Source organism: Paenarthrobacter sp. (assembly GCF_031180005.1).
Lineage (GTDB): Bacteria > Actinomycetota > Actinomycetes > Actinomycetales > Micrococcaceae > Arthrobacter.
In genome coordinates, this window is the sequence record NZ_JAPSHI010000015.1 from 50,568 (window position 1) to 74,156 (window position 23,589).

Genomic DNA, 23,589 nt, shown 5'->3' on the forward strand with positions numbered 1-23,589 from the left:
GCGTCCTCCTTTCAAGGTCCAGTCAAAGTGTTTGTCAGCAGTGATGTCAACACTGTTGACTTAAGTGTGATCCGGCTCATAGTGTGTCTCGCAGAGTTGAATTTCCCCACGAAAGGACTCGAAAGTGCACGCCGAGATTTTGTTTGAGAACGGATGGGTGTACACCGGCAATGACGCCGGCCCCCTCCGCGCAAACCTTGCCATAACCGGAGGCCGCATCATCGCCGTCGGAACACCCGACGCCATCAACGGAACGCTCACGCCGGAGACCCGCAGGGTGGACCTGAAAGGGCAACTGGTGGTGCCAGGCTTCCAGGATGCCCACATCCACCCCATCTTCGCCGGGATCGAATTGCTTCAGTGTGACCTGACGGAGGCCACCAGCGCAGAAGAAGCCGTGGCAACTGTTGCTCGCTATGCAGCTGATAACCCGGACGAACCCTGGATATTGGGGGCCGGGTGGTCCTTGGATTTCTTCCCGGGCGGCACTCCAACCCGGGAACTGTTGGACGCCGTGGTGCCGAACCGGCCCGTTTACCTCCTCAATAGGGACCATCACGGGGCGTGGGCCAACACGGCCGCCTTTGAAGCAGCAGGAATCGGCGCAGGAACACCTGACCCTGAGGGCGGACGGCTAGAACGCGAAGAAGACGGGACGCCTGCCGGCACAGTTCATGAGGGGGCCATGGATCTGTTCAATGCGGTCAAGCCAGCGGTGCCGTACGAGTTGGCGTACCAAGGCCTTCTCGCCTCCCAGCAACTTCTGCTAGCGCAGGGCATCACGGCCTGGCAGGACGCCTGGGTTCCCATTCCCGAGGGCGAACATGCCGATCATCTGGACGTCTACACGGACGCGGCGAAGGCGGGAGACTTGAAAGTCCGGGTCACCGCATGCCAATGGTGGGACAGGACAGCCGGAATGGCCCAGCTGGAAGCAATCACGGATCGCCGGGACAGGGTGGCCGATTCCTTCGACCACCATCAGCTCAACGCCAACACCGTGAAGGTGATGGTGGACGGTGTGGCAGAGAATTACACAGCCGCAATGCATCACGTCTACCTCGATCACCACGGCCACCACACGGATAACCGTGGCATCGAATTCTTCGAGCCCGAGGAGCTGAAGGAGTTCGTCACCGCGATAGATGCGGCCGGCATGCAGGTCCACTTCCATGCGCTCGGCGACCGCGCCGTGACTGACGCGTTGGACGCACTTGAGGCAGCGCGCGAAAGCAACGGGGCCAACGATAACCGGCACCACCTGGCGCACCTTCAGGTGGTCCGCAGCGAAGATGTTCCCCGTTTCGCCGGGCTGAACGCAGCGGCCAACGTGCAGGCTCTCTGGGCATGCCACGAAGAACAGATGGACACCCTGACCCTCCCGTTCCTGGCGCCGGGTGCCGAGGACAGGCACTACCCCTTTGGTGAGCTTGCTTCCGCAGGAGCGCGCCTGGTGGCCGGGAGCGACTGGCCTGTTTCCACGGCGGACCCGGTAGCGGCCATTCACGTCGCAGTAAACCGTATAGCGCCCGGGGAGGACCTGCCCCCGCTCGGCCCGGAATCGCAAAAGCTCAGCGTCAAGCAGATCCTGGATGCCTACACGCAGGGATCAGCGTGGATCAACCACCTGGACACGAAAACGGGAACCCTGGAACCGGGAAAACTCGCCGATCTCGCCGTCCTGGACCTCAATGTTTTCGACCTCCCCGCAGAAGAACTGCATCGGGCGGTGGTGACGCAGACGTGGATTGGGGGCGAATGCGTCTATGACCGCGCGCTCACCCGAGACAGTCAAGCTCAACCCGCCCCGGTAATGCCATGAGGCCGCCCAAAGAGCGCGGTGCCGTGCGTTTCAAACAGCGGACGACGCCGTCGCGCATCACCGCGGCTGGGGTCGCCGCCGTCGTGGCCGGGCTGGTCCTGGGCGGCTGCGGTGTCCGGCCCGCCAGCGTTACTGACGCCGCCGGCGGAGCCAAGTTCACCATGTCCGACTCCACGCCGGCCCCCGCTCAGGAGATCGATAACTTCAACTGGGCCATGTACGCGGAGCCCTTTTCACTGGATTATGCGTACGCCTTCGACTACCCGGACAACACTGTCCTGTCCAACGTGTGCGAGTCGCTGTTCCGCTGGAACGCTGACCTGTCCACGGCGCCGGGCCTGGCCACGGGAGTGGAGAACCCGGATCCGCTGACTTGGATTTACACCATCCGGCAGGGCGTAAAGTTCCACGACGGAACCGAGATGACAGCTGACGATGTCGTGGCCTCCCTGAGCCGCCACGTCGATCCCGAAGTAGGTTCCTTTTGGGCATCGGCCTACCAAAACGTGGAGTCCATCGAGAAGACCGGCGACTTCGAGGTCACGGTGACCACCACCCGGCCGGACTACGTGTTCAACAGCTCCTTGGTGGGAGCAACAGGTGTGGTGGAGTCCGCCGAAACACTGGAAGATGCCGGCAAGGACTATGGCAACTCAAGCACCGGCGTGAACTGCACCGGCCCCTTCCAATTCGAGCAATGGGAAGCCGGTGAAAGCATCACCCTCAAACGCTTCGATGATTACTGGGACCCGGAACTCAAAGCCAAGTCCCAACAGGTCACTTTCAAGATGCTGCCCGATGCCACGTCGCGTATCAATGCGTTCCAGACCGGCGAAATCGATGGCGGCTTCGCGATCCCTTCCAATGCCATGGACATCCTGAAAGCAAATAGGGACGCCGGAGACCTGTACTTCGGTGAGGACACGTCGGTGCAAAGCCTGGTCTTCACCAACCTCGCCGGCACCTTCCAAGACGTCAGGGTCCGCAAGGCGCTGATGATGTCCATCAACCGTGAAGCCTTGATCAAGGCGGCTGAACAGGGCTACGCGAAGAGGACGGACGCCTTGACCACCAAGAGTGTGTGGAAGGACGTTGCATCGCAAACTACGGACGGGGCTTTTGACGGTCTGTTGTCCACGCCCTATGACCTGGAAGAAGCCAAGAAACTCATCAAGGAAGCAGGGGCCGAGAGCAGCAAGTTTGTCTTTGCCACTGCCTCACTGAACGCAGCCTTCGACATCACGGCACGGGCTATCGCGTCCGCGGCTAAAGAGATTGGCCTGGAGCCCGAAATCCAGACCATGTCCAACGACAAATACACCACGTTGTTCTCAGACCCCGAGGCACGCAAGAACGTAGACCTCCTGGTGACCTCTTGGTATCTCTCCAGCACCGAGCCCTTGGAAATGTACAGCGTGCTGCGCACAGGGGATTTCAGCAACTACGGCGGCTGGAGCAACCCGGAATTCGATGACCTGGTGAACTCCGCCTACACCGTGCAGGACCCCGACGCCCGGGGCAAACTGACGGGCCAGGCCGCCAAACTGGCCAGCGAAGAAGTGGTGTGGGGGCCACTCTACGAGACCGTCACGTCCATGTGGCTGGGCAAACGCATCACCGGGGCGGACCCCTCCATCAACTACATGTACTTCCCGTGGGCAGCCCAGATAGGAGGTCGCTGACATGACCGCTACAGATCAAGTCCAAGCCACCACCGCGCCGGGCACTCCCACCCGCCAGCGGGATAAACGCAGCGCAGTCCAACCGGCGGTGTACATCGTGAAGAAACTGCTGGCCCTGGTGCTGACGTTGTTTGTTGCCTCACTCGCCGTGTTCTTCTCACGATTCCTTGTTCCCGGCGACCCGGCACGCTTCCTGCTAAGGGGACGCAGCCCCAAGCCTGAGGCACTCGAAGAAATCACCCGGCAGTTCGGCCTGGATAAACCGGCATGGGAACAATACCTGAATTGGCTAGGTGGAATTCTCCAAGGGGACTGGGGCCGCTCGCTGACCTACCGCCAGGACGTCTCCGACGTCTTACTGGGACGGCTGCCCACCACCCTGCAACTTGTGGCGCTCGCGGCAGTTTTCATCACAGTCCTGGGATTGTTCGCCGGCATTGCGGCCAGCCTGAACAAGGGCTTCGGTGACCGCTTCATCCTCATCACGCTCACCGCTGCGGGGGCAGTGCCGCCGTTCGTGGCAGCCATCGCTTTGGTAGCGCTCTTCTCCGTGGGCTTGGGCTGGTTCCCCTCCTTTGGAAGCGGCGACGGCGGATGGGATCGGATCTGGCATCTCACCCTCCCGGCGCTCGCCTTGGGCATCACCTACATCGCCATGGTGGCCAGAGTGACCCGTTCCTCCATGAACGAGCAACTGCTCCGCGAACACGTGGAAGTGGCCACCAGCCGGGGCCTCACCCGCGGATCCGTGGTGGCACGTCACGTCCTACGCAATGCCCTGGGACCCATCCTGACCGTGAGCGGCGTACTGGTGGCCGGGCTTCTGGTCTCCAGCGCCATCATCGAGCGGACGTTCGGCCTCTCAGGAATCGGGCAGCTCCTGGTGCAGTCCATCGACAGGCTCGACTTCGGCGTTGTCCAAGCGATCGTCATGGTGGTGGTGGCGGCCTTCGTCCTGGTCAACACCGTGGTAGACCTCATCCAACCACTCATTGATCCGCGTATCGCGGCCGGAACGGAGTCCCGATGACGTTAGCCATCCGACTGCCGCAGGCAGGTCTTCGCCGTTACGGCAGCCTCCTGTCACCCATGGCATGGGGCGCGCTCGCTGTTGCCGCCGCCGTCGTACTTCTCTCTCTTTTCGCCCCGGTTCTGGCGCCGTACGACCCCGACTATGTGGACCTCAACAACGTCCTTGCCGGTCCTAGTGGCCAACACCTGCTGGGAACCGACGCGCTGGGCCGCGATCTGCTTAGCCGGCTCATGCACGGCGGGCGGACCTCCCTGCTGGGGCCTACCGTCGTGGTGATCGGCTCCACTGTCCTGGGCTTGCTGCTTGGCCTGGTCGCCGGCTGGTCCGAGGGCTGGCTAGGCAAGGTTTTGGGTCGCCTTTTCGATCTCCTCTTTGCTTTCCCCGCGCTGCTCATGGCCATGCTTGCCATCGCGCTGTTCGGTAAGGGGCTCCTCGCGCCGATCTTGGCCATGACCATCGCCTACGTTCCGTATGTTGCAAGGCTCGCGCAGTCGTTGGTGGTGGCTGAGCGGGGCAGGCCGTATGTCCAGGCGTACCGGGTGCTCGGATTCCGGACGCCCTGGGTGGTGCTGGGACGGGTTCTTCCCAACCTGATTCCCACTGTTGGCGCCCAATCAACACTGAACTTCGGCTACGTGCTGGCCGACCTCGCTGCACTCTCCTTCATCGGACTCGGGGTCCAGCCACCCACCAGCGACTGGGGCGCCATGATCGAGGAATCCCGCGGCGCGCTGCTGGGCGGCTACATCCTGCCGGCCTTCTGGCCCGCGTTGGTAGTGGTCCTGGTGGTAGTGGCCGTCAACGTCATCGGCGAGGAACTCTCAGACCGCATCGGAGGAAAACTTTCATGAGCCAGCTCTTGCAGATCGAAAACTTTACGCTCGGTTTTCCGGGCAGGCCGCCCCTGCTGGACAGCGTCTCCCTGCACGTGAACGACGGCGAAGCGGTCGCCTTGGTGGGGGAGTCCGGCTCAGGCAAATCGCTGACTACCCGTGCCGCCCTGGGTTTGCTTCCAGATGGTTCGCAGTCCTCCGGCCGCGTGTCGGTTCGGGGTCTGGACACTCTGACGGCCACCGGGAAACAGCTCATGGAACTGCGGCGGAGACACGCTTCCATGATCTTCCAGGACCCGCGGGCGGGTATCAATCCCGTCCGGACCGTGGGGGACTTCCTCACTGAAACCTTGGTGAGACTGGATGGTTTGTCTCGGGCCGAGGCCACGGAACGGGCCGTGACGCAACTGGAACAGGTGGGCCTGCGGCGGGCCAAGGAGCTCATGGAACAGCACCCGCATCAGCTCTCGGGCGGCATGCTCCAACGTGTCATGATCGCAGCAGCCCTCCTGAATTCACCGGATCTGTTGCTGTGCGACGAGCCCACCACGGCCTTGGATGTCACTACCCAGGCGGGGATCGTGAGGCTCCTCCGCGATGAGCAGCAGTCACGGGGAATGGGCATGCTCTTCATAACGCACGACCTCAATCTTGCGGCCAGCTTGTGTGAACGCGTCTACGTGCTTCGCCGGGGCGAAGTGGTGGAGCACGGGAAAACCCAAACAGTTTTCCTGACGCCGGAGCAGGACTACACCCGGCAGTTGGTTGAGGCTACCCCCGCTATTGAAGTGGGCGGCTTGGCTGCGCCTGTGGTCGCGGGGCCCCCTCTGCTGAAGATTTCGGGGCTATCAAAAACGTACCAACTGCCCCGCGGCGAAATCATCACCGCCTTGGACGACGCCGGTTTCAGCCTCCCTGAGGGTGGCTCGTTGGGGATCGTGGGAGAATCCGGTTCCGGAAAGTCCACCCTCGCCCGGCTGGTGGTGGCCCTGGAAACTGCCACATCGGGCGAACTCCTGTTGCGGAACCTCCCCCGGCCGAACCGGGCCCTGAAAGCGTCTGAACGGAAAGTCCTGGCCAAGGACGTCCAGATTGTCTTCCAGGATCCCTACCTCTCTTTGGACCCGCGCATCCCTGTAGGAAACGCTGTGGCAGATGTTTTCCGACTGCATCAGAAGCAGGGACGCAAGGAAGCCAAAGACAGCGCCCGAGCCTTATTGGGGCGGGTCGGAATCGGACAGGAACGTTTCGACGCACGGCCGCGCGCACTCTCGGGTGGGCAGAGGCAACGGGTTGCGCTGGCCAAAGCGCTCGCTGCCCGCCCCCGCCTCCTGGTGCTGGACGAGGCCACCAGTGCCTTGGATGTCTCTGTCCAAGCCCAGGTTCTGGAGCTCGTGGAGGAACTGCGCGACCAGCTCGGACTGACCATCTTGTTCGTCACCCACGATCTGGCTGTGGTCTCGCGTCTTTGCTCCGAGCTCCTGGTGATGCATCAGGGACGGATCGTGGAGCAGGGGCCAACGGCTCGAATCCTTGAGGACCCCGGGGACGACTACACGCGGAACCTCATAGCCTCCCGTCCCCGGCCATTGTGGGACGCCGAGCCGGTCACTGCCTGACCGGTGAGAGATTGACCATTGAAATAGGAGAATTTCCGTGAATACCACCGTTTTCGAACGGAATGTCCCGCAGGCCGCCGTCGTATCCCGTGCCTTGGAAGGCGCGGCCCACCGGCCGTTCTGGATCGACCACCTCAAGGACTCAGCCACACGCTATACGCAACTCGACCGCGACGCTGCCGCGGACCTCGTGATCGTCGGTGGCGGCTATACCGGATTGTGGACGGCGCTGCGTGCCAAGGAACGCGATCCCGGCCGGACAGTGATCCTGCTGGAAGGGGAGCGGGTGGCATGGGCAGCTTCGGGCCGCAACGGCGGCTTCTGCGAGGCGAGCCTCACCCACGGCCATGAGAATGGCAAGAACCGCTGGCCTGATGAGCTGGAGACCCTCGACCGGCTGGGCATGGAGAACCTGGACCGCATGCAGGAAGCCGTGGAGAAGTACGGCATGGATTGCGAGTGGGAGCGTACCGGTGAACTGAACGTTGCGGTGGAACCGCACCAGGTGGCTTGGCTCAAGGAGGACGAAAGCCCCGGCAGCGTCTTTCTGGACCAGGAAGCAGTGAGGGCAGAGCTCAACTCTCCCACCTACCTGGCCGGCCGCTGGCATAAAGACTCCGTGGCGATGGTCCACCCATACAAGCTGGGACTTGAGCTGGCTCGGGTGGCAACGGAGCTGGGCGTGGTGATCTACGAGGACACGCGCGTGCGCGAGTTGAAGGACCACGAACAGGGCGTCACCGTTGTTACGGAGCGAGGCAACGTGGAAGCGGACAACGTGGTCCTCGGCACCAACGTGTTTCCGTCACTGCTCAAGCGGAACCAGTTGATGACGGTGCCCGTGTATGACTACGCGCTGATGACCGAGCCACTTACTGCCGAGCAGTTGGAGTCCATCGGATGGTCCCAGCGGCAAGGGATCGGGGATGTTGCCAACCAATTTCACTATTACCGCATTACCAAGGACCACAGGATCCTGTTCGGTGGCTACGACGCCCTCTACTTCTGGGGCCGGCGCGTGGACCAGCGGCACGAGCACCAGCCAGCGACGTGGGAGAAGATCGCCTCGCACTTCTTCACGACGTTCCCGCAGCTCGAGGGCCTGAAGTTCACCCACAAGTGGGCCGGACCCATCGATTCGAGCACCCAGTTCTGCGCGTTCTTCGGCACGGCGCGGAAGGGACGGGTGGCGTATGCGGCAGGATTCACCGGACTCGGCGTAGGAGCCACGGCATTTGCAGCCGACGTCCTCCTGGATCTCCTGGCCGGCTTGGACACCGAGCGCACCCGGGTGGAGATGGTCCGGAAACGCCCGTTGCCCTTCCCTCCTGAGCCGCTGGCTTCCCTGGGCATCAACCTGACGCGCTGGTCCATGGACCGGGCCGATCACAATCAGGGAAAACGGAACCTCATCCTCAAAGCGCTCGACGCCGTCGGGTTGGGGTTCGACTCCTGACCCGCCTGTTGTGGGGCCGGCTTTGCACGTTTAGATCCTGCGTTAGCGTGTAGAGCGGGCCTCGCAACGCAGGGCGGGTTTTGTTGTGGGGCCGGCTTTGCACGTTAAGGTCCCGCGTGAGCGTGTAGAGCGGGCCTGGCAACGTTGAGTGGGTTTTGTTGTGGGGCCTGCTTTGCACGTTAAGGTCCCGGGTTAGGGCGCAGAGCGGGCCTCGCAACGCAGGGTGGTTTTGTTGTGGGGCCTGCTTTGCACGTTTAGATCCTGCGTTAGCGTGTAGAGCGGGCCTCGCAACGCGGGGCGGGTTTTGTTGTGGGGCCTGCTTTGCGCGTTTAGGTCCTGCGTTAGCGTGTAGAGCGGGCCTCGCAACGCAGGGCGGGTTTTGTTGTGGGGCCTGCTTTGCGCGTTTAGGTCCTGCGTTAGCGTGTAGAGCGGGCCTCGCAACGCGGGGTGGTTTTGTTGTGGGGCCCGCTTTGCACGTTTAGATCCCGTGTTAGCGTGCAGAGCGGGCCTGGCAACGCAGGGGTGTTGTGGTGATTAGCGTTTAGGGGCCGGCTTTCGTTGGGTGGAAGTGTTCGACGCCGGACGCTTGGCCGGCGCTGTCGGCGTACGAGGAACGGGACGCTTCACGGGAGTTGCCTTTGCTGCGGCGGACGCCTTCGCCGCGCCGGACGACCGCGGGACCGTAGCGGCAGGGCGCTTGGTGGGGAGCCCAGCACGCGAAGCCGGTTTGCGCGCTGCGGGGGTGCGCTTTACAGCTGAGGGAAGTCGAGCGGGAGCCGCGGTTCGCAAACCGAACGATGGCACCACCGCACCTAGAAAAAGCACGCCCAGCGTCCCAAACCCTGCAATGGCTGCCAAGTAAAAGTAGATGTCTGAATCCTGGGTGCTCACGGCACTGCCCAGAGCATTGGCGTCCTGATTGAACGCGATGCCCCACATCCGCAGGAAGGCGATGCTGCAACCGATGAAAAGGCTGGTGCCCACTGCGCCAAGGAGGACCACAAAGTAGCGTCGTCGGTTGAAGACCTGCACTACGGACGCCAAATAGCAGATCAGAACGGCACCCAGGAACAGGTACAACACCAGTTCCTCCAGAACCACAGCGGCCAGCACCAACAGCCCGAGCGAGACGAAGGCGGACACCACCGCAAGCTTCCCACTGTTCCCCATGTGACGCATGAGGTTAATCATCGCCGACTAAGTGGCCACGCCACGCCGTCGTACATTGCAGTTGGATACCGTTGCGAGGCCCGCTCTGCGTCCTGAAAGCCACAAAGAACACGCAGAGCGGGCCTCACAACGGGCCAGGCAGACCTACTTGATGAGGTACCCATGCATGATGGTCATGACAGCAGCGACGCTTTGCTCACGGGTGCGTTCAGGGTTGTACGTCTGCCGGTCCAGGCCCACCACGAAAATGGCACCGAAAATCGCTGCCTCCAAGGAGCCGCGGGCAATGCTCTCGTCAACCTTGTACCCGGCCGCAACGCTCTCCACCGCAGAGCCGATCACGGCCAGGAGTTCGGCGCGGAGCTCGGCAAACACAGCACTCCACTCGCCGGGAGTGCGCCAGTTTTCGCTGACCCACAGGCGGGCGAAGGAAGGGTAGTCGTCCATGAACTCCATGGCCTGGCCCACCATGTTGGTCATGGACTCCAGCGGGTCATTGGCCTGTCCGCGGACGTCCTGGAGCCGGACCAGCATGATGTCCACACCGTGCCGCAAGAGCTGCGCGATGAGGTCGGACTTGCTGCCGAAGTTGTAGTAGACGGTTCCCTTGGACACCCCGGCGGCGGCCGCGATTTCATCCACGGTCACCCCCGCAGCGCCGCGCTCGCCGATCAGCTCCATGGAGGCCTCGAACAGGCGTTGTTTAGTTGCGTTGGTGCGGCCCGGGCGGAGTTTCTTCTCTGCTGGGCCGCGTTCCTGCGGATCTGCCTCGGAAGGAACCGGCTCCGTGGTGCTCATACTGCGATCTCCGGCTTCAGCGTTTTGAGGGTCCACATCTTATGCTTGCGGACGGCGAGCGTTGATAGTGCCGCTCCCAGCAAAGTGTATCCAAGCAGGCCAAGTACGGTGGGCCAGATCATGCTGAGCTCCCCGCCGTAGATCAGGTGCCTCATACCGGTCACCACGTACCCCATAGGCAGGACCTCGTGAACAACATGAAGCGGCATGGGCGTGGTCTGCCACGGGAACGTTCCGCCCGAGGAAACGAGCTGCAGGACCAACAGGATCAGCACCACAAACTTGCCGGGCGTCCCCATGAGCGCCACGATGCCTTGGATGATCGCGCTGAACGCCATCACCGCGGCCAACATGAACAGCCACATTCCGATGGGGTGTGCGGGGTTCAAGCCCAAGCCAAGGTTCACTACCAGGGTGAGGATGGTGGCCTGCAGGACCGAGACCACGAAGAACGGCAGCCAGCCTCCGACGGCGATTTTCCACGCGGGGGCGTTCGAGGCGAGTGCCCGTTGGGTGATGGGGCGCATGGCCTGGACCAGCATGAACACGCCAATCCACAGTGCGAGCGTCAGGAAGAACGGTGCCAGCCCGGCTCCATAGGAACCTGCCTTCGCCTGGGAAACATTGTCCACCGCCACTGGATCCGCGATCACCTTGGACACGCTGCTCTTTTGTTCATCGTTTGGGTTGGGGATGTCTCCCGCGCCCTTGGCGAGTTCCTTGGCCAGGGTGTGGGCGCCGTCGGAGGCTGTGACTCCGCCGCTGGCGAGCTGGCTGGCGCCGTTGTCCAGTTGGCGGGCGCCGTCGTCGAGCTTGCCGGCCCCTTCCAGGGCGGTTTGCTGCCCCGCGGCCAACGTTGATGCGCCCGTGCTTAGCTGCCCCGCGCCGTCGGAAGCCTTCGAGATCGCGTCGGTCAGGGCTGGTGTTGCGGCGGCGAGCTTGGATGCTCCGGCACTGACAGCAGCTGAACCGTCTGATAACTGCTGGATCTTGGCAGCATCGCCAGTGATCTTGGTCTTCGCATCCGTTACCGGGCTTGATGCTGCGGCGGCGTCAAAGTCCGCCAGAACCTTGTCGGCCTGCTCTTGTGTCAGGACACCGGCAGTCACCAGTCGTGCGTTGGATTCCACCACGCGGTTGCGGAGGCCTTTGTCTGCCGCTTCGAGCTGCCCGACGACGTCCTGGACTTTCGCGTTCAGCTCGGCGTTTCCGGCGGCTACTTGTGCTGCGCCGTCGGCGAGTTTCTGCGAATCAGTTGGAAGGGTGGCGGTTTTGTTCCTGAGCTCGGTCAGTCCCGAACTCAGCTGGCCGGCACCGGTGTTCAGTTGTACCGCGCCATCCCGCAATTGGGTCTGGCCGGCCACGAGTTGGTCGGCGCCGCTCACTAACTGAGTGGTGCCGTCGTGCAGGGTTGCGGCACCGTCACTGAGTTTGCCGACGCCCGTGGCCAACTCCGAGGCGCCATCAGCAGCCTTCACAATGGACGCATGGATGGTGCCGAAGCCGGTGAGGAGCTGGTTGGCGGTTTCCTCGCCCACTTCCTTGGCCACTGTGGAGTGGACGGCTGTTGTGAGCTTGTCCACGATGGTGCTCAGGAGGTAGTTGTTGGCGTCGTTGGTGGTGACGTGCAGCATGGCCTGGTTGGCGGCGTCGAAGCTGCCCGGGGAGACCAGGTTGGCCGAGAAATCCTTGGGAATGCGCAGCGCGAAGGCGTACTCACCCGTACGAACACCCGCATCGGCGTCCTCGGCGCTGGACACCTGCTTCCAATTGAAGACGTGGCCCTCAACCAGGCTGTCTGCCACCTTCCTGCCGGCCTGCAGTTCGGTGCCGTCCGACGACGTTGCCCCCGTGTCCTGGACCACCAGGGCGGCGTCGATCTGGTTCAGGTTGCCGTACGGATCCCAGTTCGCATAAAGGTACACGGCGCCGTACAGCAGCGGGACCATAGTCAGGGCGAGGATGGTCAGCTTGGGCAGGAGCCCGCCGGTCATGCGCTTGAGTTCGGAGCGGGCGAGCCGCAGAACAGTCACTTTGCAGTCCTTTGCAGGTTTACGGATTCAGGTTCTTCGGTCACGTCGGGTGCGGTTGCGGATGTTTCAGATGCCGGTTCGGCAGCGTACTTGGCTTTGGGCTCGACGACGGCCGCTGGCTTGGGCTGGGCGGGCGCGGGTTCCGCTTGCGGTTCAGGCGGGTGCGAGACGGAATTGCCAATGACCGCCGCGGGGCCGGTCCAGTTCTCCGGGAGGGCACCCACGACGGCGACGACGGCAAGTGGCCGCCCGGCGTCGGAAGCCAATGCCTGAAGTCGCGGTAACCACGACGCGGAATCAGCACTGTGGCGATCCGGGGAGTCGACAACAAGGAGGTCGGTGGCTGGATCCGCGAGGGCGAGCGCGGTGAGGAGTTCGAGCCGGCGGGTGGCCGGAATTTGTTCTATCCAGAGTCCGGCGATGTCCTCGAAGCTGTTGACCTTCAGCCAAGGCTTGCTCAGCAGTGCGCCGCGGTAACGGCGGGGGATGAGGGAGAGGTCTTCGGTGACCAGGTCGCGGACGCTGAGGTGTTGCTCGGGTTCATTGACGCCGGGCGAGTCCACCAGGGCGCTTGCGAGGCGGATCTTCTTGGTCTTGATGGTGTTGTCCCAACTCAGCACCCCGTTGCTTGGCTTCATCCGGCCGCTCAAGGCCAACGCCAAAGCGGTCCGCTGGTCCTGTCCCTCTCCAGCGACGAGTAGGAGTTCGCCGCGCCGGACTTGGAGTGATGTTGCCGGTAGGAGAGCGTCCCGGCGGCCGTTGATCTGGAGTTGCTGTACGGACAGCACAATGAAGCCTTTCGCAGAAATGGTGTCTGCTGAAAGTCTAACTAAACTGACCGGTCAGTTCAAATAGGAATTAGAGGCCGTACTTCTCCAAGAGCCTCAGCCACACTTCGCTGATGGTGGGGTATGACGGAACTGCATGCCAAAGACGGTCCAGCGGGACTTCGCCCACAATTGCGACGGTTGCAGAGTGGAGGAGCTCAGCGACGCCGGGGCCCACAAAGGTGGCGCCGAGGATCACTTTCCGGTCCTCATCCACCACGATCTGCGCCCAGCCTTTGTAGTCGGGGGAGTGCAGCTGAGAGCCGGACACATCTATGGGCAGCTCCACGCCGGTGACGTTCTTGCCCTGCAACAAAGCCTGCTCCAGACTTGGACCCACCGAGGCAACCTCGGGATCGGTGAAGACGACACTGGGGACGGCATGCTGATTGGCGGTCTGGGCCCAAGGGCTCCAAGGCCGGGGAATTCCTTTGAGCTTGCCGTTGGCGCGGGCGACGATCGCGTCACCGGTGGCACGGGCCTCGTATTTACCCTGGTGGGTCAGGAGCACCTTGCCGGCCGCATCGCCGGCAGCGTAAAGCCATAGTCCGCTGGTGCCATCACTCGCGGGGCCTTCCACCAAACCGCTGGCTTCGGTTGTGAGTCGCAGGGGCTTGCCGTCCTGCGCTTCAACGCCCACATTTTCCAGGCCCAAATTGGCCAAAGCGGGATGCCGTCCCGAGGCGACCAGTAGTTTGTCGGCAGTGGTTGTTTTGTCGTCGAACGTAACTGTCACCGAGCCGTCGTCGTTCTTCTCCGTTTTCTCCACGTCCGTGTGGACGTGGACAGTGACGCCGTCGGCCCGAAGCCCGGCCAAGACCAGGTTCGCGGCTTCCTCCGGGTAGCTGCTCAGCAATCGGCCTCGGGCGATCAGCGTGACATCCGAACCGAGCCGGGCGAATGCCTGCGCCATTTCCACGCCAGCAACGCCGCCGCCGAGCACCACAAAACGCTTGGGAATTTCCTTGGCAGCCGTGGCGCCGCGGGTTGTCCAGAACGGGACGTCTTCCAAGCCGTCAATGTCCGGAATGGTAGGGGTCGATCCGGTCGCGATCACCACGGCATGGTGGGCCTTCAGTGCATAGCTGTTGCCATCGAGCCCATCCACCTGGACCTCACGCGGGCCTGTGATACGCCCGCGTCCACGAATCAACTCAATGCCAGCGCTGTCCAGCCACTCGACCTGGCTGCCGTCCTGCCAATTATTGGTGAACCAATCCCGATGCTTCAGCGCGGCCCCTGCATCAATGGTTCCCGTGATCGCTTCCTTTGAGCCCGGCACCACTTGGGCGGCGTGGAGCACACTCCCCGGACGGAGCAGCGCCTTGGACGGGATGCACGCCCAGTAAGAGCACTCCCCGCCCACCAATTCGCTCTCGACAATCACCGCCGTCAGGCCGCCGCGAACCACCCGGTCCGCCACGTTTTCCCCTACGGCGCCCGCGCCGATCACGATTACGTCGAATTCCCGGGAGCTCTCGGCAGTCATGGGGAAAGCCTACGCCGCTCCCCGAGCGTTGTGAGGCCCGTTTTGCGCGCTTTGGGTGGGTTTTGGGGTGCAGAGTGGGCCCCGCAACGCGCTCCTCGTTCGTTGTGAGGCCCGGTTTGCGCGCTTTGGGTGGGTTTTGGGGTGCAGAGTGGGCCCCGCAACGCGCTCCTCGTTCGTTGTGAGGCCCGCTTTGCGCGCTTTGGGTGGGTTTTGGGGCGCAGAGTGGGCCCCGCAACGCAGGAACTACGCGTGCATCGCGCCCTTGAACCAGCCCGTGATGCTCGCCGGATGCGTGATCGCGGTGCCCACCACCACAGCAAAGGCGCCGGCGTCGAGTGCTTGGCGGGCGTGGGCGGGCGTGTGGATCCGCCCTTCAGCGATGAGCGGCTTGCCAAGGTCCGCCGACGCGATGTGCTCCAGCAACTCAAGGTCCGGGCCGTCGGTCTTGGGGCGCTCGCCGGTGTAGCCGGCCAATGTGGTCCCGATCAAGTCCGCACCCGCCTCCACGGCTGCCACGGCGTCGTCGAAGGAACCACAATCAGCCATGACCAGTGCGTGGGATTCCGCGTGGATACGGGCCACCGTTTCGGCAAGGGACAGCCCGTCCGGCCGCTCCCGCCGGGTTCCATCAATGGCCACCACATGAGCCCCGGCGTTCGCCACGGCAAGGGCATGCCGCAGCGTTGGTGTGATGAAGACCCCGGCATGACCATCTTTCCAGAGACCAATGACAGGAACCTCGACGGCGGTGCGCGTGAACTGCACGTCGGCTAACCCTTGGACGCGGATCGCCGCAGCCCCACCGATGACCGCTGACGCGGCCACCTGCGCTGTGGTCCGGGGATCGCGCATGGGCTCTCCCGGATAAGCCTGGCAAGAGACGATCAACTGGGAGCGGAGTGCTTCGAGACCTTCGGTGGTGAGGATCATGATGTCTCCCTTTACTTAAGGACGAGTTTTGCGGCGCCGACAATGGCAGCGGTGTTGCCGAGGCGTGCCCGAACAACGGGCACGGAAACCAAGGGAGCCAGCAGTTCCTGTCGCAAGGCAAACTCCATGGGTTTCCACCAGAGTTCGCCGGCGTCGGCCAAGCCACCGGAGATCACCACGGTTTCGGGGTCGAGGACATTGATGAGTCCGCCCACGGCTTGGCCCGCGGCTGCTGCGCCAACTTCAATGGCCCGCAACGCGGCGGCGCGACTGTCCGCAGAGGCTGTGGCAGCACCGCCGTCGAACGCGTCAGCAGCGGAAGCGGCAAGCGCAAACACGCCTCGCGTGTCCAAAGCCTCCACGGCAGACCCTCCAAACCGGAGGAAAGACTCATACAAAGCAGGCCCGGAAGCGATCGCCTCAACGTGCCCGGAACCACCACACACGCAGGGCAGCGGTGACCCGTCAAAAGAGGCATAGGCAGAAGCAAAGTGCCCCACATGCCCGCCAACAAAGCGGTGCCCCAAAACCGGAGCGCCGTTCAGCACAAAACTTCCGCCAACTCCCGTTCCAAACGCCACCATGAGCGAACTTGAGGAGCCGGCGGCCGCACCCAGCCACGCTTCACCTAGGGCATGTGCGTGGACGTCGTTGATGGCGCGCATCATCGAAGGAGCGAGGGAAAGTCGCGAGGACAAGCCCGAAACCAGCGCAGTCCCGGCCCAACCATGAATCGCATCGGTCGCAGAAACAACGGACCCAACAACAGCGTCAATCACCCCAGCGGAGCCGACGCCGACGCCGGAAACCGAAATTCCGGCGTCGGCAGCGCGCTCCACCAAGCCCGCGATCAGCGCAGCGGTGGCGTCGAGGATTGCATCTCCACCGGCCAGGTTCAACGTCGGAATGGTCTCCGACATCAGCACAACACCAGCTGGGGAAACAACCCCGGCGGCAGTTTTGGTGCCGCCGAGGTCAACGCCGATCACGTGGGTCATGGAAGCGGTCATGAAAGCTAGACCAGCCCGTTCCGCTCCAGGATTGAACGAATCAGAGCTGTCTCGGAGTCATTCAAAGAGAGCATCGGTGAGCTCATGGTGTTGGACTCGATCACGCCCATAATCTGAAGGGCGGTCTTGAAAGCCCCCAAGCCTGCAGCGCCACCGGAGACGCGTCCGTTGGGGGCGTAGACGATCTCGAACACGTCAGCCAGGCGGTCTTGCTCGCGCGAAGCCGTGGCCCAGTCACCGGACTGGGCCGCGTCGAACAGGCGACGGTAGCCGGCCGGGTCAACGTTGCCGAGACCCGGGACTACACCTTGCGCGCCGCCCAGGAGGGCACCGTCCACCACCACTTCGTGACCCGTGAAGATGTCGAAGTTGGGGATGTCCTTGGCTGCGAGGAGCAGTTGGCGGAAGGAAACGTCGTCACCCGACGAGTCCTTGACGCCGGCAATCACGCCGTCGCGGCCCAAGCGGACCAGTAGGTCCGTGGACAGCTTGAAGTGCGTGCGGACCGGGACATCGTAGGCGAAGATCGGCTTCTCGATGGCGTCGTGGATGCTGCGGAAGTGGGTTTCCGTCTCCGCGGCGTTGCCAATGGCGTAGTACATAGAGGTGACAACGATCGCGTCGGCGCCGAGGTCAATCACCTTGCGTGCTTCCTCGATGACGCGGTTGGTGGTCTGTTCGTTGGCGCCCACGATCAGCGGGACAGCACCTGCGTTGGCATCGGCGATGGTGGAGACCACCAGCTCACGTTCGTCGTTGGTGAGGTAGGGGACTTCGCCGGAGGAGCCCAGGACGAACAGGCCGGACACGCCGCCGTCGATCAGGTGCTTGGTGACGTTCTTCAGCGACGCGGTGTCGATGCTGCCATCGGCGTGGCGGGGAGTGATGACCGGGGGGATGACGCCCTGGAATTGAGTGGACACAGAAATCTCCGTTGTTTGTAGCTTGTGAAGGGAAAAACTAGATGTGGAGCAGGCTTGGCGCGGCGCCCAGCAGCTTCTTGGTGTATTCGTTGCTGGGGTTGTCGAAAACCTGGCTGGCTGTGCCTTGTTCGACGATCTTGCCGAAGTACATGACGCAGATGCGGTCCGAGACATAGCGGACGGTCTGGATGTCGTGCGAGATGAACACCATGCCGAGGTTGAGCTGTTTCTTCAGGTCGGACAGCAGATTCAGGACCTGCGCACGGACGGAAACGTCCAACGCCGACGTCGGTTCATCCGCCACGATGATGTCCGGATCCAACGCCAGTGCACGGGCGATCGCCACACGCTGGCGCTGACCTCCGGAAACCTGCGACGGCGTCACCTCGGCTGCCGATTGCGGCAAGCCAACCAGCGCCAAGAGTTCCTTGACCTTGGCAGCGCGGGAGGCCGCATTGCCGATGCCGTGGATCTGCAGCGGATCCGTGAGGATGTCCTGGATGGTCATACGCGGATTCAGTGCCGTCGCCGGGTCTTGGAAGACCACGGAAACGGAGCGCCCAAACTGCTTGCGCATGGCCGCGTTCCGCTTGATGGCAGGCTTTCCATGGAACAGGACCTTGCCCGACGTCGGCGGCTGGAGTCCCACGAGCACTGAAGCAAGCGTGGACTTGCCACAGCCGGACTCACCGACGATGCCCACGGTTTCGCCGCGGCTGATGGTGAAGTCCACGCCGTCCACCGCTTTGACCATGTTCGGCCGGAAGAGGCCACCCGTCCGTGCATGGTGGTAGACCTTGACGTCCTTGAGCTCGATGACCGGCTTTCCGGTTGAATCGCTCATTTCGCGTCCTCCTTCAAGTGGCTCGCCCAGTAGTGGTCGGCATCGTCCCCGTTCGCCGAGGAAACTGTGGTGAGTACCAGTTTCTGGCGGGGATCGGCGTCGGGTCGCAACGAGCGGGCCGCGAACCGGTCGCCCGTGGCGAAGTCGCGCGGGGACGGGACAGTGCCGGGGATCTGGTGCAGCCGGACCGCGTCTGCCTCGATGGAAAGAACGGCGCCGAGCAAGCCGCGGGTGTACTCGTGCTTGGGGTTCTGCAGGAGTTCGGAGGCCTGTGCGGATTCCACCACCTGGCCGGCGTACATGACCGTGATCCGATGTGCCAGCGAGGCCACCAGGGCGAGGTCGTGGCTGACGAACACCATCGCGAAGCCGAGCTGTTCGCGGAGTTCGTTGAGCAGATCCACGACCTGCTTTTGGACGGTGACATCCAAGGCAGTGGTGGGCTCATCGGCCACAACAATCTTCGGCGAACGGGACAACGCCATGGCAATCAGCACACGCTGGCGCTGGCCACCGGAGAGCTCATGCGGGTAGCTGGCCAGGGTACGGACGGGATCCAACTTCACCATTTCCAGCAGCTCGGAAGGAGTTTTGCGGCCGCCGCGTTTGGTGAGCTGCTGCATCTGGTCCTTGATCTTCATGGACGGGTTCAGGGAGCTCAGGGCGTCTTGGTAGACCATGGCGATCTGCTCGCCGCGCAGGCCTTCGTACGCCTTGGGATTGCTGTGCTTGGTGGTGGAGTCCAGCAGTTCCTTGCCATCGAACTTGATGGATCCGGTGACCTGGGCTGTCTTAGGCAAAAGGCCCATGACAGCCAGCGACGTGATGGACTTGCCACACCCAGACTCACCCACCAGTCCCATGGTTTCGCCTTCGCGAACGGTGAAGGAGACGTCGTCCACGATTGCGATGTCGCCGAAGCGGCCCGGGAACTTGATGGACAGGTTCTTAACTTCAAGGACGTTGCGTGAATCTGCCGAAACCTGCGGGAGACGGTCGGTGCGCTTCGCTTCGATGGCTGCCAGGAGTTCCAGTTCATGGTCCAGGAGGAGGTGCGGGTTGGCGGCAGCCAGCTTCACGTCGGTGAGGACGGGCGAGGTGCCGACATCGGAAGTGACGGTGTCGCCGAGAGCCGCACGGACGCCGTCGAGCTCGTGTTCCTCAACCACGGAGGGCTGGGCGACGGACGTTGCAACCTCGGTGTCGACAGCAACGGCGGCAGAAGCACCGTCGTCGTCCTTCACTACCGGCGCGCGCCTCAGCTTCGGGTTCACCATTGCGTCTGTGAGGCCCTCGGCCAGGATGTTCAGGGACAGTACGGTGAGCAGGATGGTCACGCCAGCGAAGGTGGTTGCCCACCAGCCGCCGGACAGGACAAGGTTACGGCCGTAGGAAATCACGTTGCCCCACGACGGCGCGGGATCCTGCACCCCGGCGCCCAGGAAGGAAAGCGAGGCTTCGAGGATGATGGCGTCGGCAACCATGACCGTGGCGAACACCAGCACGGGAGCTGCGGTGTTGCGGACGATGTGCTTGACCAGGATGTAGAACCGGCCGGCACCGATCACGCGTTCGGCACGGACGTAGTCTTCGCCGTACTGTGCCAGCACGTTGGCGCGGACCACACGTGCCAGTTGGGGAGTGTAGATGATGGCGATCGCGATGATGATTGTCGGGACCGAGTTGCCGAAAGCGGCCAGTAACACAGCGGCTAGCGCGATGCCCGGGAACGCCATGAGGATGTCCATGAGCCGCATGATGATCTCGTTCACGGACTTGCTGGACGTCGCGGCGAAGGACCCCAGGAGCGCGCCGGCAAGGATGGCCAGCGCAACCGCGCCGAGGCCGATCAAGAGCGATGACTGTGCACCGAAGAGGAGTCGCGAAAAGATGTCGCGGCCCAGTCGGTCGGTGCCGAAGAAGTGCTCAGCGCCAGGCGGCGTGGCCGGTATAAAGGTCTCCAGCGGATCATGCGGGGCGATGACCGGCGCGAAGAATGCCGCCAGGACAATCATGATGAGGAAGAGCAGGGCGATACGGGAGCCCCAGGGCAGGGCCTTGAAACGAATGCCCGGGGCACTTAGCCGTTCTGCGAGCTTGCTGCGCATGAGCTATACCGTCCTGATTCGGGGATTGATGAGCAGGTAGAGAAGGTCAACCACGATGTTCACCAGAACGAAGGTGACCGAGATGGTGAGCACCACGCCCTGGACCAGGTTGACGTCCAGGTTGGTGATCCCGTTGAGGATCAGCTGGCCCATGCCCGGCAGGGCGAAAATCATTTCAATCACGACGGCGCCACCCAGCAAGTAGCCAACGCGGAGTCCCAGAACGGTCACCGGGGTGACGAGCGCGTTGCGGAGGACGTTCTTGGAGACAACCTCGCGGTAGGGGACGCCGTTGCCGATTGCGGTGCGGACATAGTCTCGGTCCAGTTCTTCCACCATCGAGGTGCGGACCACGCGGATCAGCGACGCTGACACAGGGATGCCGAGCGCCAAAGCCGGGAGGGCCATGGAGTTGAGCCAACCGCCAAAGCCGGACTCCGGCGTCGCAATTCCACCTGAGGGGAACATCGGGTTGGCACCGAGCGCGAACCACTGAATCAGCAGGATTCCCAGCCAGAACGATGGCGTAGCGATCGCGGCGATGGAGAAGACACGGACCAACTGGTCCTGCCACTTGTCGCGGTAAAGGGCGCCGAGGATGCCGAATGCGAGCGAGAGCACTATCGCGATGAGGACACCCAGGAAGGTGAGCTGCAACGTCAGCGGGAATGCTGAGCCGATCATGGAAGCTACCGACTTGGCGGGCGGTGTTGTGACGCCGAGGTCGAACTGCAGGAGTTTGCCGAGGAACCGGAAGTACTGCAGGACCAGGGGATCGTTCAGGCCATTGTCCTGGCGGTACTGTTCCTTGGCTTCTTCGCTGGCGCCGTCGCCCAGAGCCGAACTTGCTTGATCGCCGGGGGCGGCCTGCAGGACGAGGAAGACGAGCAACGTGATGCCCAGGATCATCAATGGCAATGCTGCAAGTCTGCGGCCAAGCAAACGCAATATCGTGACCAATTTGTTCTCCGGTTGGTTGGGGTGCTTTCGACCCGTTGTGGGGCCTGCTCTGTGGGCTATTCGGGGGATTTAGGCCGCAGAGCAGGCCTCACAACGCAGGGGCTGCTTAGGCAGTACGTCCGACGTCGATGAACGACATACCGGTGGTGGGCAGGGGCTGGAAGCCGTTGAGCTTCTTCTCGTCCCAGGCACTGGGTAGCTGGCGGTGGAACACCGGATACAGCGGAACTTCGTCCGAGACCATATCCACGATTTCGCCAACGATCTTCTTTGCCTCGTCACCGGAAGCCTGCGAGCCCTTGTTCATGAGTTCCTGCAGCTTGGTGCGCTCAGGGGTGGTCCAGAACGCGCGCTTGTCCATCCACGTTGCGCCTGAGTAGAACCAGCTAAGAAGAAGGTCAGCATCGTTGCCGAACACCGAGGGGTCGCCCGGGGCTGCCACCACGGAAAAGTCGCCCTTGCCAACGCGGTCGCTGTACAAAGCGCCCGACTGGATGCTCTTAACTGTGACCTTGACGCCCGGGATCTTGTTCCAGGATTCGAGGATCAACGGGGCAACGTCCTTGACCCAGGCGGTGTCCGTGGTGAGGAGCTCGAACTCCAGGTTGGTGACACCCGCCTGCTTCAGCAGTTCCTCAGCCTTGGAAGTATCGAAACCGTAGACGTTCTTTGCCTTGACGTAATCCGGGTGGCCTTCCTGGAAGTAGGAGCTGGCGGCCTTGGCGTTGCCGAACAGGGCCTTCTTAATGATGGATTCCTTGTCCATGCCGTAATGGAGTGCCTGGCGTACAAATTTGTTGTCGAACGGGGCCTTGGCGCAGTTGAACATGAGGAACAACAGACCGAAGGACTGGACGGATTCAACCTTGACCTTGGACTTCAAGCCGTCGACGTCCAGGTAGGGAACGTCTTCGATGGCCTGGACGCGGCCGGACTGGACAGCTGTGACGCGGGCTGCGGCGTCCGAGAGCAGCAGCCAGGTCATGCCCTTGGCCAGTGCAGGTTTGGGACCGTTGTAGTCGGCGAAGGCTTCGAAGACGATCTTGTCGTCCTTGACGGCTGAAACGAGCTTGTAGGGGCCGGAGCCGACTGGTGCGGCGTCGAACGCCTTCAGATCGGTGGCGAGTGCCTTGGGGACGACCTTCACTACGGAGATACGGGGTCCGAAACCGGGGAAAGCGTACTTGAGCGTGAACTCCACTGTTTTTGCATCGAGCGGCTTGACGTCTTGGATGAAAGGGATGAACTGGGAGAACAGTGACTTGTTCGCCGGGTCCATCACGCGCGTGAAGGAGAAAGCCACGTCTTCGGTGGTGACGGGGGAGCCGTCGTGGAACTTGGCGCCGTCGCGGATGGTCACCTGATAGGTGGTGTCGTTGACCTTCTTGGGATCCGTAGCTGCCAAGGCGTTGTAGGGCTGACGCGTGGCCGGGTGGAGTTCAATGAGGCCTTCGAAGATGTGCAGGTTCGCTGCCATCGGTGTGGCTCCGGACGAGCTCAGGGGATCGAAGCCGGTGGACAGTGCGTAGGAGATGCCTGCCTCGATAATGAGGTCCTTGTTGACGGCCGCAGTGTTGGCGGTCGACCCGGTGGTGGTGCTGGCAGCGCCACCGCACGCGGAGAGGGTTGCCGTGAAGGCGGCTGCTGCACCAACTGCGCCGCTTAGCTTGAGGAAGTTCCGGCGGCTGGCGTCGTTGACCAGCGGCAGGCTTTGGATCGTCTTGCTCATGAGGTGCCTCACCATTCGCGTTTCGTGGGTTATCGGATGTAGGACGTCCGATGCTCGTAATGAAACTGTAAGGGCGGTCACAAGGAGGCGTCAAGTGAGAAGAAGCGCTTCGGATTAGCCGCTCTGTGCCGCAGTACTGCCGGCGGCGGCCGGTCCGTGTTGGAAATCTCAAGGATTTCCCGACTGTTCGCTATCGGGGAGGTGGGACATCCGATATTGTATGTTGCGAGTCACCCGTTCATGGGTGGGCGCTAAGCTCGCCTCAATATTAATACTGCACATGTTCCCAAGCTGGCCTCCGCCGTGGCTCGGGGCAAGTGCAT

Annotated in this window: 18 protein-coding genes; 6 read left to right on the forward strand and 12 right to left on the reverse strand. The window is 62.7% G+C overall.

The genetic code is table 11. From position 1 onward, the window contains the following. The first annotated feature begins 124 nt into the window (after positions 1-124). From RIF72_RS12465 to RIF72_RS12490, 6 genes are read left to right on the forward strand one after another with little or no spacing between them, the layout of a single operon-like run. Entirely contained in the window at positions 125-1,822 is a 1,698-nt protein-coding gene (locus RIF72_RS12465) for an amidohydrolase (protein WP_309075196.1), read from the forward strand. Next, complete coding sequence (locus tag RIF72_RS12470) at positions 1,819-3,504, forward strand: ABC transporter substrate-binding protein (RefSeq protein WP_309075197.1); 1,686 nt, start codon at positions 1,819-1,821, stop codon at positions 3,502-3,504. The genes RIF72_RS12465 and RIF72_RS12470 overlap by 4 nt, the downstream gene beginning before the upstream one ends. Before the next feature lies 1 nt (position 3,505). Beyond that, a complete protein-coding gene (locus RIF72_RS12475) occupies positions 3,506-4,534 on the forward strand; it encodes an ABC transporter permease (protein WP_309075198.1) in 1,029 nt (342 codons plus the stop codon). Further along, a complete protein-coding gene (locus tag RIF72_RS12480; protein WP_309075199.1) occupies positions 4,531-5,388 on the forward strand; it encodes an ABC transporter permease in 858 nt (285 codons plus the stop codon). The genes RIF72_RS12475 and RIF72_RS12480 overlap by 4 nt, the downstream gene beginning before the upstream one ends. Further along, complete coding sequence (locus tag RIF72_RS12485; protein WP_309075200.1) at positions 5,385-6,989, forward strand: ABC transporter ATP-binding protein; 1,605 nt, start codon at positions 5,385-5,387, stop codon at positions 6,987-6,989. Before RIF72_RS12480 ends, RIF72_RS12485 begins: the two co-directional genes overlap by 4 nt. 37 nt (positions 6,990-7,026) lie before the next feature. Next, positions 7,027-8,445, forward strand: a complete 1,419-nt coding sequence (locus RIF72_RS12490; protein ID WP_309075201.1) for an FAD-binding oxidoreductase — start codon at positions 7,027-7,029, stop codon at positions 8,443-8,445. 534 nt (positions 8,446-8,979) lie between these two features. Here RIF72_RS12490 and RIF72_RS12495 read toward each other — a convergent pair. The 12 genes from RIF72_RS12495 to RIF72_RS12550 form a co-directional block, all read right to left on the reverse strand. Further along, complete coding sequence (locus RIF72_RS12495; protein ID WP_309075202.1) at positions 8,980-9,615, reverse strand: hypothetical protein; 636 nt, start codon at positions 9,613-9,615, stop codon at positions 8,980-8,982. Between the two features lie 144 nt (positions 9,616-9,759). Beyond that, on the reverse strand, positions 9,760-10,413 hold the full coding sequence (locus RIF72_RS12500; protein WP_309075203.1) for a TetR/AcrR family transcriptional regulator: 654 nt from the start codon (positions 10,411-10,413) through the stop codon (positions 9,760-9,762). Then, a complete protein-coding gene (locus RIF72_RS12505; protein WP_309075204.1) occupies positions 10,410-12,446 on the reverse strand; it encodes a YhgE/Pip domain-containing protein in 2,037 nt (678 codons plus the stop codon). Before RIF72_RS12505 ends, RIF72_RS12500 begins: the two co-directional genes overlap by 4 nt. After that, on the reverse strand, positions 12,443-13,234 hold the full coding sequence (locus RIF72_RS12510) for an ABC transporter ATP-binding protein (RefSeq protein ID WP_309075205.1): 792 nt from the start codon (positions 13,232-13,234) through the stop codon (positions 12,443-12,445). Before RIF72_RS12510 ends, RIF72_RS12505 begins: the two co-directional genes overlap by 4 nt. A gap of 70 nt (positions 13,235-13,304) precedes the next feature. Next, a complete protein-coding gene (locus RIF72_RS12515) occupies positions 13,305-14,762 on the reverse strand; it encodes an NAD(P)/FAD-dependent oxidoreductase (protein ID WP_309075206.1) in 1,458 nt (485 codons plus the stop codon). A 243-nt stretch (positions 14,763-15,005) separates the two neighbouring features. Next, positions 15,006-15,692 carry an N-acetylmannosamine-6-phosphate 2-epimerase gene (locus RIF72_RS12520; protein ID WP_309075207.1) on the reverse strand — a complete coding sequence of 229 codons (687 nt, stop codon included), beginning with the start codon at positions 15,690-15,692 and terminating at the stop codon, positions 15,006-15,008. A gap of 11 nt (positions 15,693-15,703) precedes the next feature. After that, positions 15,704-16,690 (reverse strand): ROK family protein, encoded by a 987-nt coding sequence (locus RIF72_RS12525; RefSeq protein WP_309075240.1) that lies wholly within the window; start codon positions 16,688-16,690, stop codon positions 15,704-15,706. A 17-nt stretch (positions 16,691-16,707) separates the two neighbouring features. Beyond that, positions 16,708-17,625, reverse strand: coding sequence for a dihydrodipicolinate synthase family protein (locus RIF72_RS12530; protein ID WP_309075208.1), 918 nt, complete (start codon positions 17,623-17,625; stop codon positions 16,708-16,710). A 37-nt stretch (positions 17,626-17,662) separates the two neighbouring features. Next, positions 17,663-18,469, reverse strand: coding sequence for an ATP-binding cassette domain-containing protein (locus RIF72_RS12535; RefSeq protein WP_309075209.1), 807 nt, complete (start codon positions 18,467-18,469; stop codon positions 17,663-17,665). Further along, positions 18,466-20,577: a dipeptide/oligopeptide/nickel ABC transporter permease/ATP-binding protein gene (locus RIF72_RS12540; protein ID WP_309075210.1), complete on the reverse strand. Its 2,112-nt coding sequence runs from the start codon at positions 20,575-20,577 to the stop codon at positions 18,466-18,468. Before RIF72_RS12540 ends, RIF72_RS12535 begins: the two co-directional genes overlap by 4 nt. A gap of 3 nt (positions 20,578-20,580) precedes the next feature. Continuing rightward, a complete protein-coding gene (locus tag RIF72_RS12545) occupies positions 20,581-21,537 on the reverse strand; it encodes an ABC transporter permease (RefSeq protein ID WP_309075211.1) in 957 nt (318 codons plus the stop codon). A gap of 106 nt (positions 21,538-21,643) precedes the next feature. Beyond that, positions 21,644-23,281 carry an ABC transporter substrate-binding protein gene (locus RIF72_RS12550; protein ID WP_309075212.1) on the reverse strand — a complete coding sequence of 546 codons (1,638 nt, stop codon included), beginning with the start codon at positions 23,279-23,281 and terminating at the stop codon, positions 21,644-21,646. Positions 23,282-23,589: the final 308 nt, after the last annotated feature.

Bases quoted from the DNA above. Each gene is read 5' to 3' on its own strand.
- RIF72_RS12470 (WP_309075197.1), top strand. From the start codon at position 1,819: ATGAGGCCGCCCAAAGAGCGCGGTGCCGTGCGTTTCAAACAGCGGACG.
- RIF72_RS12475 (WP_309075198.1), top strand. From the start codon at position 3,506: ATGACCGCTACAGATCAAGTCCAAGCCACCACCGCGCCGGGCACTCCC.
- RIF72_RS12480 (WP_309075199.1), top strand. From the start codon at position 4,531: ATGACGTTAGCCATCCGACTGCCGCAGGCAGGTCTTCGCCGTTACGGC.
- RIF72_RS12485 (WP_309075200.1), top strand. From the start codon at position 5,385: ATGAGCCAGCTCTTGCAGATCGAAAACTTTACGCTCGGTTTTCCGGGC.
- RIF72_RS12495 (WP_309075202.1), bottom strand. From the start codon at position 9,615: ATGGGGAACAGTGGGAAGCTTGCGGTGGTGTCCGCCTTCGTCTCGCTC.
- RIF72_RS12500 (WP_309075203.1), bottom strand. From the start codon at position 10,413: ATGAGCACCACGGAGCCGGTTCCTTCCGAGGCAGATCCGCAGGAACGC.
- RIF72_RS12515 (WP_309075206.1), bottom strand. From the start codon at position 14,762: ATGACTGCCGAGAGCTCCCGGGAATTCGACGTAATCGTGATCGGCGCG.
- RIF72_RS12520 (WP_309075207.1), bottom strand. From the start codon at position 15,692: ATGATCCTCACCACCGAAGGTCTCGAAGCACTCCGCTCCCAGTTGATC.
- RIF72_RS12525 (WP_309075240.1), bottom strand. From the start codon at position 16,690: ATGACCCACGTGATCGGCGTTGACCTCGGCGGCACCAAAACTGCCGCC.
- RIF72_RS12535 (WP_309075209.1), bottom strand. From the start codon at position 18,469: ATGAGCGATTCAACCGGAAAGCCGGTCATCGAGCTCAAGGACGTCAAG.
- RIF72_RS12540 (WP_309075210.1), bottom strand. From the start codon at position 20,577: ATGCGCAGCAAGCTCGCAGAACGGCTAAGTGCCCCGGGCATTCGTTTC.
- RIF72_RS12550 (WP_309075212.1), bottom strand. From the start codon at position 23,281: ATGGTGAGGCACCTCATGAGCAAGACGATCCAAAGCCTGCCGCTGGTC.